This window comes from Micromonospora echinofusca (assembly GCF_017614955.1).
GTDB classification, from domain to species: domain Bacteria; phylum Actinomycetota; class Actinomycetes; order Mycobacteriales; family Micromonosporaceae; genus Micromonospora; species Micromonospora echinofusca_A.
Genome location: NZ_WVUH01000138.1, coordinates 1 through 17239, shown reverse-complemented (window position 1 = coordinate 17239; position 17239 = coordinate 1). Strand labels below are relative to the sequence as shown.

The 17239-nt window shown below is 72.8% G+C and carries 10 protein-coding genes and 1 pseudogene; all 11 read right to left on the bottom strand.

The genetic code is table 11. The features are described from left to right. Window positions 1–999, bottom strand: a pseudogene (locus tag GSF22_RS17020) (ABC transporter ATP-binding protein); the annotation flags it as partial. A 4-nt stretch (window positions 1000–1003) separates the two neighbouring features. Next, entirely contained in the window at window positions 1004–2902 is a 1899-nt protein-coding gene (locus GSF22_RS17015) for an ABC transporter ATP-binding protein (protein WP_208814568.1), read from the bottom strand. A 3-nt stretch (window positions 2903–2905) separates the two neighbouring features. Further along, window positions 2906–3880 carry a hypothetical protein gene (locus GSF22_RS17010; RefSeq protein WP_208814567.1) on the bottom strand — a complete coding sequence of 325 codons (975 nt, stop codon included), beginning with the start codon at window positions 3878–3880 and terminating at the stop codon, window positions 2906–2908. A gap of 26 nt (window positions 3881–3906) precedes the next feature. Next, window positions 3907–7377: an AMP-binding protein gene (locus tag GSF22_RS35420; protein ID WP_208814566.1), complete on the bottom strand. Its 3471-nt coding sequence runs from the start codon at window positions 7375–7377 to the stop codon at window positions 3907–3909. Next, entirely contained in the window at window positions 7374–9161 is a 1788-nt protein-coding gene (locus GSF22_RS17000; protein WP_208814565.1) for a hypothetical protein, read from the bottom strand. Before GSF22_RS17000 ends, GSF22_RS35420 begins: the two co-directional genes overlap by 4 nt. Window positions 9162–9522: 361 nt before the next feature. Then, window positions 9523–10773 carry a diaminobutyrate--2-oxoglutarate transaminase gene (gene ectB / locus GSF22_RS16995; RefSeq protein ID WP_244367560.1) on the bottom strand — a complete coding sequence of 417 codons (1251 nt, stop codon included), beginning with the start codon at window positions 10771–10773 and terminating at the stop codon, window positions 9523–9525. Between the two features lie 110 nt (window positions 10774–10883). Beyond that, complete coding sequence (locus GSF22_RS16990; RefSeq protein WP_208814563.1) at window positions 10884–12101, bottom strand: hypothetical protein; 1218 nt, start codon at window positions 12099–12101, stop codon at window positions 10884–10886. Next, a complete protein-coding gene (locus GSF22_RS16985; protein ID WP_208814562.1) occupies window positions 12098–13399 on the bottom strand; it encodes a SidA/IucD/PvdA family monooxygenase in 1302 nt (433 codons plus the stop codon). Before GSF22_RS16985 ends, GSF22_RS16990 begins: the two co-directional genes overlap by 4 nt. Window positions 13400–13407: 8 nt before the next feature. Further along, window positions 13408–13905, bottom strand: coding sequence for a GNAT family N-acetyltransferase (locus GSF22_RS16980; RefSeq protein ID WP_208814561.1), 498 nt, complete (start codon window positions 13903–13905; stop codon window positions 13408–13410). Between the two features lie 82 nt (window positions 13906–13987). Next, window positions 13988–15112, bottom strand: a complete 1125-nt coding sequence (locus GSF22_RS16975) for an NAD(P)/FAD-dependent oxidoreductase (protein ID WP_208814560.1) — start codon at window positions 15110–15112, stop codon at window positions 13988–13990. Continuing rightward, entirely contained in the window at window positions 15109–17082 is a 1974-nt protein-coding gene (locus GSF22_RS16970; protein ID WP_208814559.1) for a class I tRNA ligase family protein, read from the bottom strand. The genes GSF22_RS16975 and GSF22_RS16970 overlap by 4 nt, the downstream gene beginning before the upstream one ends. Between the last annotated feature and the right edge of the window lie 157 nt (window positions 17083–17239).

The window sequence follows — 17239 nt, the reverse complement described above, 5'->3', positions numbered from 1 at the left end:
GTCCAGGGGCGTGGCGGGCGCGTCGGGCGGCGGGACCGGCTGCGGCACCAGGGCGCGTACCTCGTCCAAGCGTTGCAGGGACCGGCCGCTGCGCACGAGTTGCTGGGTGATCGTCACGGCGGCGGAGACCTGCGTGTTGAGCTGTGAGGCGAGCACGATGGCCAGCACCACGTCGCCGACGTCGGCGTGGCCGCGGACCGCGTCGCGGACGACCAGGACCAGCGCGGCGACGTAGCCGAGGGCGAACACGGCCTGCCCGGCGGCGCGCCACAGCCCGGCGGCCAGTTCGCCGCGCCAGATGCGGGCGGTGGCGCGCCGCCAGTGGGTGGCGTAGCGCTGTTGCAGGTGTGCGACCAGGCCCAGCAGGCGCAGTTCCTTGGCCGAGGCCGCGTCGGTGGTGAGTTCGAACAGGTGCCGGGCCTGTCGGGTGTCGACGGTGCTCTCCTCGCGGGCCCGGTCTGCGGCGGCCTGGGCCCGGCGGCCGGCCAGCAGGGGCAGTGCGGCCAGCAGCGGCAGCGCCACCAGCGCCGGGTGGGTGAGGGTGAGCAGCACGGTGGTCAGCAGCAGGCTGACCGCCAGCGACGCGCCGGTGAGCAGGGCCTGGAGGCCCTCGCCGATGCGTTGCAGTTCGTCCTGGGCCAGTGCCATGCGGTCGGCGTGGTCGGGCCGTTCGTGGTGGTCGAGGTACGGGGTGCCGTTGCTGACCTCGATGAGCTGCTCGTCGGTGGTGAGCACGTTGAGTTCGGACACTTCGAAGTACGCGATGTGGGCGAAGTGGGCGCAGGTCAGTGCCGCGAGCGCGGCGACCGCGACGGCCAGGCCGGACCAGGCGGCGGGCTCGGCGTGGCCGGCCGCCGCCGCGTTGGTGAGGTGTTTGAGCGCCACCGCGCCCGACGGCACCGCGACCGCGTTGCCGGCCATCAGGGTCAGCGCCACGACCATCTTGCGCCGGTCCTGCCGCCAGGACAGCCGCAGCAGGCCGGTGATCGCCGTCAGCATCGCCTCATCCCACCTTCTGCGGCAGCGCGTCGCTGTCGGCCTCGTCGGCAGCCTCGTCGGCGGCGAAGCGCTCCGCCTGGAGGGTGAACATCGTGGCGTACCGGCCGCCGGCGGCCATCAGCTGGTCGTGGCTGCCCTGCTCGACGACCCGGCCCTGTTCGAGCAGGACGATCCGGTCGGCCAGCCGGACGCTGGACAGCCGGTGGGAGATGAGGATGGTCGTCCGGCCCCGGGTCAGCTCGGCGAACCGGGCGAAGAACTCGGCTTCGGCGCGTACGTCCAGCGCGGCGGTGGGTTCGTCCAGCACGAGGACGGTGCTGCCGTGGTACAGCGCGAACAGGGCCCGGGCAATGGCGATGCGCTGCCACTGCCCGCCGGAGAGGTCCACGCCGCCGTCGTAGGCCCGCGACAGCAGCGTGTCCAGGCCGTCCGGCAGGGCGTCGAGGGTGTCGAGCAGGCCCGCCGCGTCGGCGGCGCGGCGGATGCCGGCCCGGTCGTCGAGGTGTTCGACCGCGCCGAAGCCGATGTTGGCCGCTGCGGACAGCTCGTAGCGGACGAAGTCCTGGAACACCACGGCGATGCGGCGCTGCCAGTCCCGGGCGGGCAGGTCGGCGAGGTCGACGCCGTCGGCGCGTACCGCGCCGGCCTGCGGTGAGTACAGCCGGGCCAGGAGTTTCACCAGGGTGGTCTTGCCGGCGCCGTTGACCCCGACCAGGGCGGTGCACCGTCCGGCGGGGATGTGCAGGTCCAGGCCGTCAAACACCGGCCCGGTCGCGCCGGGGTAGCCGAAACGCACACCGGTGAAGTCGATCGCCGGGGCGGTGGTGGCGGGCGGTCCGGCCCGGCCGGTGTCGACGGGTTCGGCGTAGCGGGCCATGGCCCGCTCGAACGCCGTGATGGCGGTCTCGGCGTTCATGCCGTACTGGGTCTGGGTGTCGGAGTCCGGGTAGAACTCCCCCAGCCGGATCAGTGCCATGACCGCCTGTAGCACCAGCGCGAGCGCGGCCAGGTCGACGGCTCCCTCGGCGGCGCGGATGCCGGCCAGGGCGAGCACGGCGGCGACACCGACCAGCCCGACGGCCGTGTACGCCAGGTAGGGCCGCAGGTAGATGCGGCGGCGCTCGGCCCACACCGGGGCCAGGGCCCGGCGGTAGACCTGCCGGTAGCGTTCGGTGAGCCAGCCGGTCAGGCCGAAGATGCGCAGTTCCTTGGCCGCGGCAGGGCCCATGGCCAGTCCGCGCAGGTAGCGGCTCTCCCGGCGGACGGCCGCGACGTCGCGGATGACGCGGGCGTAGCGGCGCAGTCCGCCGCGCTGGCCGTGGCGGAACAGCAGTACCACCGCCAGCATGGTCAGCGCCGCCCACGGGCCCAGCACCACCGCGACCACCGCCGTGAACCCGGCGACCTGCGTGTACGGCCCGACCAGTGCGATCAGCCCGGCGTAGGCCGCGCCGGGGGTGCGGAACGCGAACCGCAGTTCGTGTCCGGCCTCGCCCAGCTCGTCCAGTACGGCCGGGTCCTCCAGCGGGGTGATCTCGCGGGTCGACAGGGACGCCTGGATGAGCCGTCGGTACATGTGCCCGTCGACGCGTCGGCTGAGCTGCTCGCCGATGGCCTTCTGCGCCGCCTCGGCCAGTTGCAGCGCGATCAGCGCCGCGCCGGCGACGGCCAGCGGCCACCACACCTCGGCCTGGTCGGCGGCGCCGTGCAGGACCGGGCCGATGCGGCCGACGGTGGTGCTGACGGCGATCGCGAACACGACCGGCAGGACGCCCCGGGACACGCTGAGCGCCAGCGCGACGGCACTGGCGCCGGGTCCGGCGGCGGGCAGCTGCCGGGCGATGCGCAGCCGGGCGGCGGTGGCCGCGCGTAGCTGCCCGGCGCGGGTGGTGGACGCGGTCATCGGTCAGCCGAGGATCTCGTCCCGCAGGGGCACGGGCAGGTCCAGCTCCTGGGCGCAGGAACGCACCGAGGTCCGGTACGGCTCGACCATCTCGGGGCTGTCGGCCACGGCCAGCTCCGGTTCGGTCAGGACCGTCACCGACCGGTCCCGGAAGCGGTACTCGTCGGCGTTGCCGTGCAGGTTGGGCACGACGTAGGGCTCCGGCTCGACCGGGTGGTGGATCTTCGACTCGTCGGAGTTGAGGTCGCCGGCCGCGCCCCAACCGGTGAGCATCTGCGGCCGGTACAGGTGGCCGATGCCGAGGCGGTCGAACAGCCGCGACACCGTCTCCTGGGGGGCGCGGCTGCACTCGTACGGGAAGTGCGTCACCGCGAGTCCCTCGGCGGCGGCGTAGGTGCGCATCCGGGCGTAGTTGAGGGTGCTGAGCACGAAGTTCTGCACCACCCGTTCGCGGCCGATCTTGCCCGCCCACTTGGCCATCCACGAGTCGAGTGAGGCGCGCGGCTGCCGGTCCAGCACCAGCAGGCGCAGCCGGTCGACCGGCCAGCCGGCCTCGATGAGGCAGCGGGCCGGGTTGAACAGCGCCTCGAACGGCACGTACGGACCGGCCATCTCCTTGGCGAACAGCACCGGCTCGCCGTCGGGCAGCTTCCACGGTGAGCCCTCGCCGCCGGTGAGCGCGAACCGGCCGATGGTCTTGACGGGCTGGTAGTAGGCGGCCGCGCCGGCCATGCCGAACAGGTTGGTCACGGCCGTCGAACCGACCCGGCAGCGTCCCCAGCCGAGCACCAGCAGCGGGTAGTCGGCCGGGTTGCGGCCGGCGAAGCCGTCGCGCAGGGTACGCACGATCTGCGCGGTGACGTCGTCGACGGTGGTGGTGACGACCTGGTACCGGCCGTCGGGGGGCAGTGGGACGGCGGTGAGCGCGTCGTCTCCGTCGGCGGCGAGCCGGTGCAGCAGCGGGTAGGGGTCGGTCATCGGGGGCTCCAGGCGATCGGGGTGGGTCAGGCGAGGTCGAGCAGTGCGGCGACGTCGTGTACGGGCACCGGGCGCAGCGCTGCCTCGCACAGCAGCGTCTCGATGCCCCGCAGCGCCCGCACGCAGACGGCTGCGGGTACGCGCCGGGTGTCGGCCAGCAGGTGCAGCGCGCAGCCGCCGGCCAGGTGGGGCATGGCCAGGAAGAAGGTCATGTCGTGGCGGGCGACGGCGGCGATCTGCCGCACGGTGGTGTGCGTGGCGAGTTCCGTCAGCGTGGCCCGGTCGGGCGGGCCCGTCGGTACGTCGAAGTCGCGGCCCATCCGGGAGTCGTTGAAGTACACCGACAGGTCGGCCTGCGGGGCTTCGGCCGCGATCAGCGTGTCCAGCGCGTCGGGCGGGTAGATGGCGTGGAAGTAGGACTCGGTGGAGTCGCGGTAGCAGCGCCGGACGACGTCGGTGACGTCGCCGTCGCCGATGTCGAAGACCAGCAGCGCGTTCTGGGCGATGCCGGTGGCCAGCTGCCGCTGGCGGGGTGTGTTCCGGTTGCCCGCGATCAGTTTCACCACGGCGCGGTCCCGGCCGGTCAGCGCCGTCTGGACCAGCAGCGCGGCGGTCAGGACCACGGTGGACGACGACGCGCCCGTCTGCTGGGCCAACGCGGTGGCGGCGGCGGCCACGGCGGTGGATTCCATCCGCCAGGTGACGACCGGCAGGGGGCCGCCGTCGTGCTCCGGGCCGTCGAAGATCCGCTGCGGTACGGCGGGCAGCCGATCGCGCCAGTACGCCAGGGACTGGCGGGCGCGGCGCTGTCCGGCGGGCGAGGCCTCGTAGCCGGCCTGGTCCAGCGGCTGCCAGCCCGGGGCGGGCAGGGTCCGCTCGCCGTCGACCAGGATACGCAGCTCCGCCAGCAGCAGCTCCAGTGACCAGCCATCCAGTGATACGTGCGAGGCGGCCACGGCCACGGCCTCGACCAGTCCGTCGACGCGCAGCAGCGCCCACCGGACCGGCCATTCCCGGTCCAGATGGAAGGCGGTGGCGGCCAGTTCGGCGGCGGTGGCGTCGGCCGTCTCCGACAGCGCGTCAGGCGTGGTGTCGCGGAGCAGCGGCGGGTACGCCCCATCGGCGCGCAGGTGTTGGCGGGGGCCGTCGGCGCCGTCGGTCATCAGGGTCCGGAGCACCTGGTGCCGCAGCACCAGTGCCGACCAGGCCGCGGTGACCCGGTCGACCGGGACCGGGGCGGTCAGTCGCAGTACCCGCCTGATGTTGAAGTCCCTGCTGGCCTCGCCGAACCACTGCATGGGCCGGTACATGGCTGCCTGTCCCCAGGTCAGCGGGGCGGAGCCGACGGGCGCTGCGGTGAACCGCGCCTGGATGGCCGCGTCGGGGACGGTCGGCTGTCCGGCGCCGGGTTCGGTCGGTTGAGCCGCCGGGTCCACGCTGGGCACCGCCGGGGCCACGGTGGTCGGGGTCTCCTGGCCGTCCAGGGCGGCGACCAGGGCGCGGACGGTGCGGCGGTCGAACATGTCGGCGATGCCCACCGGCAGGCCCAGTTCCTCGTCGAGTCGGGTGACGACCTCGACGACCTGCATGGAGTCGCCGCCGAGTTCGAAGAAGTCGTCGTCGACGCCGAGCCGGTCCACCCGCAGCACGGCGGCGACCACGGCCGCGACCGCCGTCTCCAGGTCACCGGAGGGCGCCGTGTACGTGGTGCTCAGCGCGGGCCGCACCGTCGGTGTGGTGGGCAGCCGGCGGGTGTCGACCTTGCCGTTCGGGGTGAGCGGGTACTGCGCCACGTACAGGAACCGGCTCGGGATGGACGCCTCCGGTAGCAGTCCGGCGGCGTGGGCGCGTAGTTGCGCCTCGGTGGGTCGCGGTCCGTCCTCGGCGCGCAGGTAGGCCACCAGGTGCAGGTCGTGGCCGTCGGGTTCGGCGGTCACCACCGCCTCGGCGATGCCGGGGCAGCGGCGCAGCGCGTCCTCGACGGCGGGCGGCTCGACGCGCTGGCCCCGGATCTTCACCTGCCGGTCGGCGCGGCCGAGTACGTCCAGCACCCCGTCGGGTCCCATCCGGCCCAGGTCCCCGGTGCACAGCAGGCGTGCTCCCCCGCCCGCCGGGTGGGGGATCCACCGTTGGGCGGTGAGCACCGGCTGGCCGTGGTAGCCCCGGCCGATGATGGCGCCGCCCAGGCAGATCTCACCGGTCTGGCCCAGCGGTACGGGCAGGCCCTGTTCGTCGAGGATGTGCACCTCGGCGTTGGGGATGGGTGCGCCGACCGGCAGCCGCCGTCCGACGGTGCGGTCGGTACCGATCCAGTACCAGGTCGCGCCGACGGTCTCGCTCATGCCGTAGTGGTTGCCGAAGCCGGACTTCGGGCTGTCGGTGATCCAGGTGTCGAACTCGGGGGTCAGGTACAGCGGTTCGCTGCCGATCATGACCTGGCGGGCGATGTCGTCGACGCCGCCGAGGGCGGTCATCGCCCGGACGTGCGACGGGGTGAGTTTCAGGAACCCGCAGGGCGCGGCGGCGGTCAGTGCGATCAGGTCGTCGAACGCGACCGGCTCCGGTGCGACCTCCAGTTCCCAGTCGGCGACCAGGGCGGTGAACAGCGTCATCACCGATCCGACGAAGTACAGCGGGGCGTGCAGGACGGCCCGCTCCCCCGGTTGGAAGGCGAACTCCTCGGCGCACCAGCGTACGTAGTTGACCAGCTGCCGGTGGGTGCCGAGCACGCCCTTGGGGGCGCCGCTGGTGCCGGAGGTGTACATGATGAACGCCAGGTTCTCCACCCGGCAGCCGCCGTCGCCACCGGTGTCGGTGTCGGTGTCGGTGTCGGTGAGTGTGCCGGGCAGGGCGGTCACGTCGAGCACGGTCGCCGGGTAGCCGGCGGGCACGAGCCCCCGGTGCCCCGGCCCGGTCAGCAGCACCGGGTCACCGGCGTCGGCCAGGATCCGGGACCGCCGGTCCGCCGGGTCGTGGACGGACAGCGGCAGGTACGCCGAGCCGGCCGCCAGCACCGCGAGGATCGCCACCACCGCGTCCACCGACCGGGGCAGCAGCACGGCGACCGGCGTCTCCGGTCCCGCGCCGTGCGCCCGCAGCACCCGCGCCGCGTGCCGGACGCGGGCCCGCAGGTCCCCTGCGGTGACCTCGACGCCCGCACAGCGCACCGCGACGCGTTCGGGACCGGCCGCCAGCGCCCGGTCGACGAGGACGTGCAGCGGTACCTGGTCGACGGGTCGGCGCGGCCCGGCGGCGACCGACCGCACCGCGTCCACGGTGGCCGGTGCCGGCCGCACGTCGCGGCCGGGACCGTCGCCTCCGACGGTGCGCAGCGACGCGGGTCGCAGGTCGGTCCAGTGCGTGGCGACGTGCGCCAGGCACGCCTCGACCGGTCCGGTGAACACCGTCGTCCAGCCGTCCGGCACGGGCCGGTCCGTGGACCACAGGGAGTACTGGTCCTCGTCGTTGACGACGACGTGCTGCGGGCTCGGGCTCACGCGGGAACCCCGACCGTCTCCTCGGCCACGGCGAGTCGCTCGACGGGTTCGCGCCAGGCCTCCTTGGCGTACCAGTCACCGGTGAACGAGGTGATCGTCGGGGTCCAGCCGCCGTGGGTGTCGGCGTAGGCGGCGATCTCCCGCCAGAACACGTCCACCAGTGCCGCGTACCGGCAGGCGGTGCGCAGGTCGTCCAGGGTGAACGGCGGCCCGTCCATACGCACCAACCGGATGTCGAACGCGCCCCGGTACTGCCGCCCGCCGACGGTGAACGGCTGCTTCCACATCGCCGCGCCGGGTGCCCGCAGGGTGTAGCGGACGCGGGCGGTGCTGTGACCGCCGTGGCGCAGGTCGCCCCACTCGCCGATGTCGGGCACCAGCGGCGGGAAGAAGTAGTGCCGCTGGCGGGGCACCTCGGCCCGGTCGAAGTTGCCGGGCACGAAGTGCCAACGGTTGTACATCATGCGCTGCGCGACCTGCCACAGGATGTCGGTGACGGTGGCGGCGGGCAGGTCGACGGCCATCTCGGGGCTGGGCAGCACACAGCAGAAGAAGTCCGGCTTCTTCAGCCCCGCCACGTCCTCGCCGTACTCGCCGGCCGGCCCGTCCAGTCGGGACAGGTCCCGGATGCCACTGGACATGCCGTAGTCGGCACGGCCGTCGACGACCGCGCCCAGCACGATGCCCTCCAGGAGCCGGGTCAGGTCGCGCTCGCCGTCGCCCGCCTCGGCGCTCCGCAGTGCGGCGGTGGTGGCGCGGCGTACCCAGGCGGAGGCGTCCTCACCGTCGACCGGTTCGGGCAGAACGCCGGTCAGCGTGCGCAGGGTCAGGGGCAGCTCGACCTGGCTCCGCTGGCCCGGCTCCCACGGCAGCAGGTACTCGTCCTTGGCGTAGGTCAGCCCGTTGACCCGCCGGTAGCGTACGTGACCGCCGCCGTCGACGAGTTCGACCAGGTCGCCGGCGAGCGCGGCCAGCTCGGCCAGGGTCGCGGTGCTCAGCTGCCCGGTGGTCTGCTCGCCGAGGGCCTGCAGGTATGCCGCGCAGCGGGTGGTCAGCACCCGCCGCAGGTTGACGGCGCTGAGCTGGCGGCCGTTGAACTCCTCGAACCGGACCGCGCGGCCGGTGCGGAAGAGCAGCTGGATCGCGGCCACGAAGAGTCGCTCCTCCGGGCTCCAGTCCGCTGGTGGGCGAGCGCGCAGCGCCGGCAGCACGCCGTCGCGGATGAGGGTGCTGGAGCCGGAGTCGGAGCGGGAGAAGACCCGGCGCTCCACGTAGATCAGGACGGTTTCGACGCGCTCGACCCAGTCGACGACCTCCTCCAGCCGCTCGGGCAGGCTGCCGTCGGTGTGCCAGGTGTGCAGCATGTGATCGAGTTCGTGGCGCTGGTGTTCCTCCTCGGCCTGGGCCGGCAGGCACTCCTCGTCGATCATCTCGATCATCCACCCGGGCAGCGCGAGCTCGGCCACGACCTTCTCGACCGGCAGGTCGCCACGGGCCGGTTCGTGGACGGTCAGCTTGCCGAGCGCCGAGTGGGACAGTACGAACTGGGCGGGCGGTGCGTCGCCGCCCGGCGCGGTCAGTCGGAGCTGCTGTCGGCCGAGCAGGTGCCGGACGATCGCCTGCTCGCGCAGGGTCAGGCTGTCGAAGGCGGAGCGGAAGGGCACCTTGCCCGCCATGGTGAGCAGACGCAGTACCCCGGCCTGGGCGCTGCCACCGAACAGCGCGGTGGGGTCACGCACGTCGCGTAGTTCCTCGCTCCACCGGTCGAGTTTGGTCCGTCGCACGTTCCCGCCTTTCGTGACCGGGCAGGCTGCGGCGTACGCGGAATGCGGCGCGCACGACGACGGCCACCGCCGCGCGGTGGTCGGTGGGGCTCGCAGCGACCGGTAGCCGACCTGGTGGGTGGAGGGTTCGTGGTGGGGGCCACGACAGGAGGGAGCCGACGCCCACCCCGGCGTGGGAGCGCTCCCGCCATCGAAGTATCACGGTCCCTGGTAGATGTGTCAATATCGTTAACGGTTGTTTGTCTGTTGTGGACGATTCACCCGGCGGCAGTGGCTCGTTACCGGAGATCCGGTAACGAGCCATCCGACCCATGGCCCCACCGACGGGACAGGCCCGCCGGGGCGAGCGTCCTCCGCGCGTTCAGCCGGCCACGGCTGACGTCACCGCCTCCCGCAGGATGCCGAGCCCCTCGGCCAGTTCCTCGTCCGTGGACGTCAGGGGCGGCATGAGCTTCACCACCTCGTCGTAGGAGCCGGACGTCTCCACCAGCAGCCCACGGGCGAACGCCGCGTCAGCGACCTGCCTGGCCGTCTGCGGATCCCGGAAGGCCAGACCCCACACCAGGCCACGACCCCGCGACGCCGTTATGTGCGCCGGGTACCGGTCGGCGAGCTCGCCCAGCTTCTCCTCGAACAGCACGCCCCGTTCCTCGGTCTGCTTTTCCAGGGTGCTGTCCGCCCAGAACTCCCGCAGGGCAGCGGCTGCCGTCACGAACGCCGGGTTGTTGCCGCGGAACGTGCCGTTGTGCTCCCCCGGTTGCCACACGTCCAGCTCGCTGCGGAACAGCGTGAGAGACATCGGCAGGCCGTACCCGCTGATGGACTTGGACAGGCAGACGATGTCCGGGGTGATCCCGGCGGCTTCGAAGCTGAAGAAGGGCCCGGTACGTCCGCAGCCCATCTGGATGTCGTCGACGATCAGGAGGATGTCCCGACGGCGGCACAGCTGCGCGAGGTCGGCGAGCCAGGTCAGGCTGGCCGGGTTGACCCCGCCCTCACCCTGCACGGTCTCCACGATGACGGCTGCGGGCAGGTCCACGCCGCTGCTGCTGTCGGCGAGCATGCTGTCCAGCAGCGTCAGCCCGGGCACCTGGTCGCCGGCGAACCCGTCGTAGGGAATGCGCCAGGTGTGTCCGAGCGGGACACCGGCGCCCGCCCGCTTGGCGGCGTTTCCGGTGATGGCCAGGGAACCCAGCGACATGCCGTGGAAGGCACCGGTGAAGGCGACGACCGTGGACCGTCCGGTCACCTTGCGGGCCAGTTTGAGCGCGGCCTCCACGCTGTTGGTACCGGTGGGACCGGGGAACTGCACCCGGTAGTCCAGCCGGCGGGGGCCGAGCACCCGGGTCGCGAACTCGGTGAGGAAGTCCTCCTTCGCGGTGGTCAGCATGTCCAGGCTGTGGGTGACCCCGTCCCGCTCGAGGTGGGCGAGCAGTGCCCGCTTGAGCACGGGGTGGTTGTGGCCGTAGTTCAGGGCGCTGGCGCCGGCGAAGAAGTCCAGATAGCTGCGGCCGTCGCGGTCGAACATGCGGCTGCCGCGTGCCCGGTCGAACACCACCGGCCAGTTCCTGCAGTAGCTGCGGACTTCAGATTCGATGGTGAGGGCGGTCAAGGCGTCTCCTCGGGATGGGGTGGAAACGGAAGCCGTACCAAAGGGAGAAGGCCACGATGGCCAGTGGCGGGTGGGATCTGCCGGGCAACCGGGTCGGCGCTCGCCATCACTCATCCACCACGCAGCAGGGGCACGGACAGGACCGTCATGCCCGCCAGCACGAGCAGTACCGCGACTCCCGTGACCCGCAGTAGGGGTCCGCCGCGACGCACGGCACCGGCGGCTGCCAGGCCGTAGCCGGTCAGGGCTGCTGCGGCCGGCCCCAGCAGCAGGAGGGGCACGGCACCGTCCCGGGTCCCCAGCACGGCGAAGGCGCAGCAGGCGGCGCCGACGGCCGCGATCACGGGCAGGGTGGCACCTCGTGCGGTAGGGCGCGGTTCGTCGCCGGGGCGCAGCCGACCGACGATTCGGGCGGCGGTGCGTACGTTGGTGAAACAGTAGGAGGTCAGCACGGTGACCACCGCACCGGTGAGGACCCAACGCAGCGGCGTGGGCACCGAGTCGCCCGTTGCCGGCGCTCCGGCCGTCACGCGTTGGACCGCGGCCAGTCCCAGGTAGACGACGGCCACCGCGACCGCGCCCAGGACCACGCCTGCGGCGGTGCGTCGCCGGCTGGCAGCGGCGACGGGGACGACGGTGGTGACCGCCTCCCAGCCGACACCGGCGAAGAACAGCGCCGCGAGTGCCAACCACTGACCGCCGGCGGGAGAGAGGTCCGACGGCGCGAGCGGAGTGTCCGCACCCGCTGCGGGCACGGCGGGCCAGCCCCACGCGACGCAGGCCAGCGCCAGCAGCCCGGTGACCCAGGGACGTAGCCGCAGCGCGACGGCCGGCAGCGAGAACGGGCTGAGTGCCGCGAGCACCGCCACCGCGAGGACGGCGAGGGCGAGCAGGAGGCCGTCCGTCCCCGGGCGGGGCAGCGCACCGTGGGCGGCGGCCAACAGGCAGGTCGCGGCGAACCAGGCGATCGCCGCCTGCCCGGCGGTGAAGGCGACGGCGAAGACGCCGTCCACCGCCCGTTGCGCCCATGGGGCCAGCAGCGCCCCGACGGCACCCGCCAACGAGGTCGGCCCCACCCTGGCGTGGACCGACATGGCCAGCATGAGGCTGACCGACGCACCGAGCAGGAGGTGCGCCGACCAGACGAGGAGACTGTGCCCACCGGCCAGTGCCGCCACGACGGGCGGCATGATCAGCATCCCGGCGCCGAGGACGCCACCGGAGACGCCGGCGGCGATCTGCCGCTCCGGTCTTCGCGCCCGGTCCGTTCCTGGGCTGTGCGGCGTGACCGCCGCGCCCGGGACGGAGCTGCCGGCCGGCTCCATCACGGAATACGCTTCCGGAGGCTCTCTGCGATGATCTTGGCTCTGAGTGACAGGAGGCTGAACGAACCGGCGTCACCGATGCCGTGGCTGGACTCGCACAGACCGTTGAGGAAGAGCGCGGGGCTGTCGGCGGCGAGCGCCTGCACCTCGTAGTCCTGGCCGACGGCCAGATAGCCGTGGCTGTCGTAGGCGAAGTCGTCGGCGATGCTGCGCAGGAGAGCCGGGACGCGCTCCTGGTGGGCGGCGGGACCGAGGTCGCGGAATCCGGTGGCCAGGACGACGAAGTCGGCCTGCTGCTCCTCGAACTCCCCGGTGTTCAGCTCCTCGACGCTGAGGTGGACGCCGTCCTCCCGGATGTCGATGCCCCGCACCTGCCGGCTGCCGCTGACGAAGACCCGCTGGTCGTCGTCCAGGCGCTGCTCGTAGATGAGCCGGTACAGCTCGCGGAGCACGTCACCGTCCGCGGACGAGTAGTTCGTCAGGCGCATGAAGGCGTCGACGGCGTGCTTGCGCTCGCGGGAGGCGCGGTAGTAGTAGTCGGTGAACTCGGGGAAGTACCCTTCCTCGCTGAACGGGCTGGTGTCCTTCTGCCGCAGCGTCAGCGAGCGGACGAGGGTGGTCACCCGGGTACGGGGAAAGCGCCGGGCGAGGTCGAGGGTGAGCTCGACGGCGCTCTGGCTGCCGCCGATCACCGTCACCGCGCGCGGTGACCGGTCGCCCGGTCCGGCCACACCAAGCTCCTCCAGCCTTCGCAGCGCCGGCAGGTAGTGCGTCAGGTGGAACACCCGGGGGGAGGCCACCGTGTCGAACGGTTCCGGGATGAAGGGGGCACGTCCGGTGCCGATCACGAGAGCACGGGCCTGGAGGGTCTCCCCGGTGTCGGTGGTGGCGGTGAAGACCGGGCGGTCCCGGGCGTCGCGGCCGGTGCCGACGCCGGTGACGTGTACGCCGTAGTCGACCAGTTGGCTGAAGTGGCCGGCGACCCAGGAGACGTACTGCGCGTACTCCTTGCGCAGCGGGAACTCCATCGGGACGTTGAGGTGCTCGATCAGCCGCCCGTTCTCGAAGAGGTAGTTGATGAAGCTGTAACGACTACGCGGGTTGCGCAGCGACACGAGGTCGCGCACAGGATGGTTCTGGATGTCCGAGCCGTCGAGCATCATGGCGCTCTGCCAGGACGGCCCCGGCCTGGCTTCCAGGAAACGCACGTCGAGGTCGTGGCCCTCCTCTTCGAGGGCGATGGCCAACGCCAGGTTGGCCGGACCGAAGCCGATGCCCAGCACGTCGTGACAGCGGTTCACTGTTCCCCCTAGGCGGAAAGCGGGTACGAGTAGTGAATCCAGGTGGAGGGCTCCCCGGCGTCCGCGGCCTCGCGCAGGAAGCGGTCGTACAGTGCCTGCGCAGCGCGGTTGTCGGGCGCGGTCTCCCAGGTGAGCTGGGAGAAGCCGCGGTCGCCCGCTGCGCGTGCGGCCGCGCGCAGCAGCGCCATCCCGACGCCCGTCTCCCGACCGCCCCGGTGGTCCGGGTGGACGTACAGGTCGTTGAGCAGGGCCACGGTGCTGGCCCGGGTGGAGACGCGCAGCCAGTAGAGGGTGACGAAGCCGATCACGTGCGGTCCCAGGCGGGCGGCCAGTTGGAGCCCGTGGGGGTTGTCGCCCAGCAGTTCGCCGAAGAACCGCCGGTTGGCGGCGTCGTCGGGTTCCCGGCCGTAGAACCTCTGGTATTCCGCGATGAGCGGCAGGACCGCCTCGAAGGTGGACGTGTCCACGCGTTCGACGAGCAGGGTTGGCGCGGCGGCATCCGGCATGGGTACCTCTTCGGGTGGGTCGGTGGGGCTGCTGAGGCCAGGGAACGGTCGGTGGTTCGGTGGTTCGGTGGTGGTTCGGTGGTCAGGCGGCGTCGGAGAAGGCGTCGGCGACGCAGGCATCGGCGATGCGGCGGCCCGCTTCCGGTGCGGTCTTGACGCCTCCGCCGTTCCAGGCCCGCACGGACCACACGTGCGGCACGTCGGTGCCCTCCAGCAGCTCGGACGCCTGCCCGCCGCGGCCCGGCGGGTGGTAGGCGTCCGCGGCGCGGACCGTGTGTAGGTGCGCCGCTGTGGTGAGCCACGGGAAGTGGGCGGTGAGTGCGGCGACGGTGGCCTGCGCGTGCGTGGGGTCCGGCGGCGAGTCGACCGGGGAGTCCCAGACGAGGTGCGGCATGCCGATCAGCGTCCGGTCCGCGCCGACCGGCTTGGCGTACCACCCGGTGCGCAGGTCGACGAAGGTCGCGTGGGGCGGGGCAGGTGGGCGGCGCTCGACGACGCTCACCTGGATCGACCGCGATCGGACCGGCGAAGCCGGCCGTAACCCGGGCGTCGGGTCGGCCGCCCAGGGGCCGACCGCCGCGACCACGGCCCCGGCGCTGATCGTGCCGGCGTCGGTACGCACCAGCGGGCGTCCGCCATCTGCTTGCACTGCGTGTACGCGGAGTCCGTGGCAGACCACGGCACCGTCGGCGCGTGCCTGCACCAGCCAGTCCGCAGTGACCTCCGCCGGTGCCACCCAGCCGGCTTCCGGTTCGACGAGGGCAACGCCGCCGGCGAGGTGTATCCCGGCCACCTGGTCGCACTCCGTCACCACGTGCGCCGAGGTCCGCAGGGCGTCGTTGAGCTGCCCGGCGGCCTGCCGCAGGGTGGGCTCCTGGGCCGGGTCGGCTGCGGTGACCGCACCGACGGCGTGCAGCGGGGCCCGCCCCGACGCCCAGCACCCGGGGTCGCGGTAGGTGGCCAGGCTCGCCAGCGCCAGATCTCCGATGACCGGGTCGGGGTCGTAGGCGCGCACCATGCCGCCGGAGCGGCCGGTGGCGCCGGCAGCCGGCTGCGGCGCCTGCTCGATCACGACGACGGACACCCCCTGGCGGGCCAGGTGGTGCGCGATGGAGGCGCCGCTGATCCCGGCGCCCACCACCACGACGTCCGTCCGGGCGGGTGGGCCCGCTCCGGGACGAAGCCCGGTCGTGCCGGTCTGGCTCACGATCGTTCGCCGGTGGCCGGGACGGCGACCGTGGTGGGGCCGGGCGCCGGTGACCCGCAGCGGGTGCCGGAGGGCAGGAAGGACCAGTCGGCCTCGCGGAGCGGATGCCCGGGCAGGCCCAGCCAGTCCCAGACCTGCTGGGCCAGTGCGGGGGTGACCGGCCAGGCCAGGGCGGCGAACACCTTGGCTGCCAGGAACTCCAGGGCCAGGCTGGTGCGTGCCTCCTCGGCCAGCGACGGGACCCGGCGCAGCGCCTCCTCGGTCGCCCGGAACTCGGCCGCACGTGCCACGACGTTCTCCAGCAGCTGGACGTATCCGCGCGCGCTGAACGACTCCGGGAGCAGCAGTCCGTCGAGTTGCCGGGTGGTCAGGTTGAGGTACCGGTAGAACTCGCGGTGGGCGTCCGTCCAGGCACCGGTACCCGGCACCTGGCCGTCGCACTGCTCGGTGAGCGCCGCGAAGCCGTCCAGCCACTCGTGGGCGTGGCGGTACAGCGGGTCCTGGGCGAGCCGGTCGGCGCCTTCGTGGGTGATCCGGGTGACGCGTCCTTCCGGGGCGTTGCGCAGCATGGCCAGGCGGACGGCGTCCGCTCCGGCTGCGGCGAGAGCCTCGTCGGCCCAGACCGCATGGCCCCGGCTGGTGGAGAACTTGGCGTCGTCCAGGTGCAGGAACTGGTTGGTGACGAACGCGGCGGGCAGGTGTGCGGTGAGTCCGGCCGCGAAGGCCAGGATCGGCAGGAGGACCGCGTAGAAGAAGCTGTTGTCGTAGCCGAGGAAGAGGGTTATCCGTGCCGGGCCGTCCTGCTCGGATTCGGCGGCGGCCGCGTCCAGGAAGGTCAGCGCGAGGTCCACCCAGGCGTCGACGGCCTGGCCGTCGCCCAGGGTGACGCCCCACTCGGTGAACCGGGCGAGCCGGTACGCGGGCAGCCCTTCGTCGAGCAGCCGTTCCACCAGGACCAGCAGGTCGGGTGAGGTGTGGCAGCTGCGCAGGTAGCCCCGGAGTTGCTCGGCGTGGGCGTCGAGGTCCAGCCACAGGGCCCGCTCCGGGCGGGTGACGGCCGGGGTGCCACAGATGCGGCAGGCCACGCCGACGAGTTCCCGGGCCTCGTTGGGCCGGCCGCAGGCCTCGCAGATCTCCCCTTCGCTGTCCGCGCCGCAGTGCCCGCAGCGTCCGCGCGCGAAGGCCTGGTGCAGCGACAGGTCGCAGGTCGGGCAGTAGGCCGTTTCCCGCTCCTGCTGCGTGACGGTGGGCGAGGCGGCCACCCGGGCGAACAGTTCCCGGATCCGGTCGGCGTGCTGCGGGTCGGTCGCGGGGCGGGTGAGCCGGTCGCAGCCGACGTCGGCCGTGCGCAGGGTCGCCAGGATGGCGTCGCCCTCGGTCGCGGCCACGTCGGCGGGGTCCACCCGGCGCAGTCGCGCGGTGGCGGCGACGAAGGACTGGTGGTCGTCGGTGCCGGTGATGTGCCGGGCGTCGCGGCCCATGCTGCGCAGCGCGCGTACCAGCATGTCGGCCCGGACGTACGGGCCGGAGAGGTGGCCCAGGTGCAGTCCCCCGTTGGGCGTGGGCGGGGGGCAGAAGACCAGCATCCGCTCGGGGAGCGCGTCGCGTGGGGGTGCCTGTTCGAGGACCTTGACGGCGCTCGGGATGTGTTCCCAGAAGATCGAGACGATGTCGAACGCCTCGTCGGAGTCGTTGCGGATCTCGTGGTAGCCGAAGGGGGACAGGTAGACGACGCCACCCGGTCCCAGCTGGCGTTCCTCGTCGCCGAGCACGACGGTGGCCGTGCCGGCCAGGACGATGAACATCTCGCCGTCCTGGTGGGCGTGCCGCTTCGAGACGGTGTGCGCGGGGACACTGCCGAAGACGGAGCCGAACGGCAGCCCTTCGATGTCGGCGGCGGACAGCATCGGTTGCAGGTGCATCTCGTAGGACCAGCTCATCGCCGACCTGTCGAAGGCACGTGTGATCACGGTGAGTCCTTGGAGTGTGGGGTGGATGAGGCAGCTCAGCGCGTTGGCGACTCGGGTGGCAGGTCTGCTGTGCAGGCGGACGGCTTGTCCCGGGCGGGCGGGACGAGCCGGGTGGTCAGCATTACCGGCTTCTGCGGCGCTTCGGCGGGTGTGGCGC

What these genes read in the sequence shown, in the direction of transcription:
- GSF22_RS16980 (WP_208814561.1), bottom strand. Translation starts at nt 13,905, where the DNA reads ATGCCGGATGCCGCCGCGCCAACCCTGCTCGTCGAACGCGTGGACACG.
- GSF22_RS17015 (WP_208814568.1), bottom strand. Translation starts at nt 2,902, where the DNA reads ATGACCGCGTCCACCACCCGCGCCGGGCAGCTACGCGCGGCCACCGCC.
- GSF22_RS17010 (WP_208814567.1), bottom strand. Translation starts at nt 3,880, where the DNA reads ATGACCGACCCCTACCCGCTGCTGCACCGGCTCGCCGCCGACGGAGAC.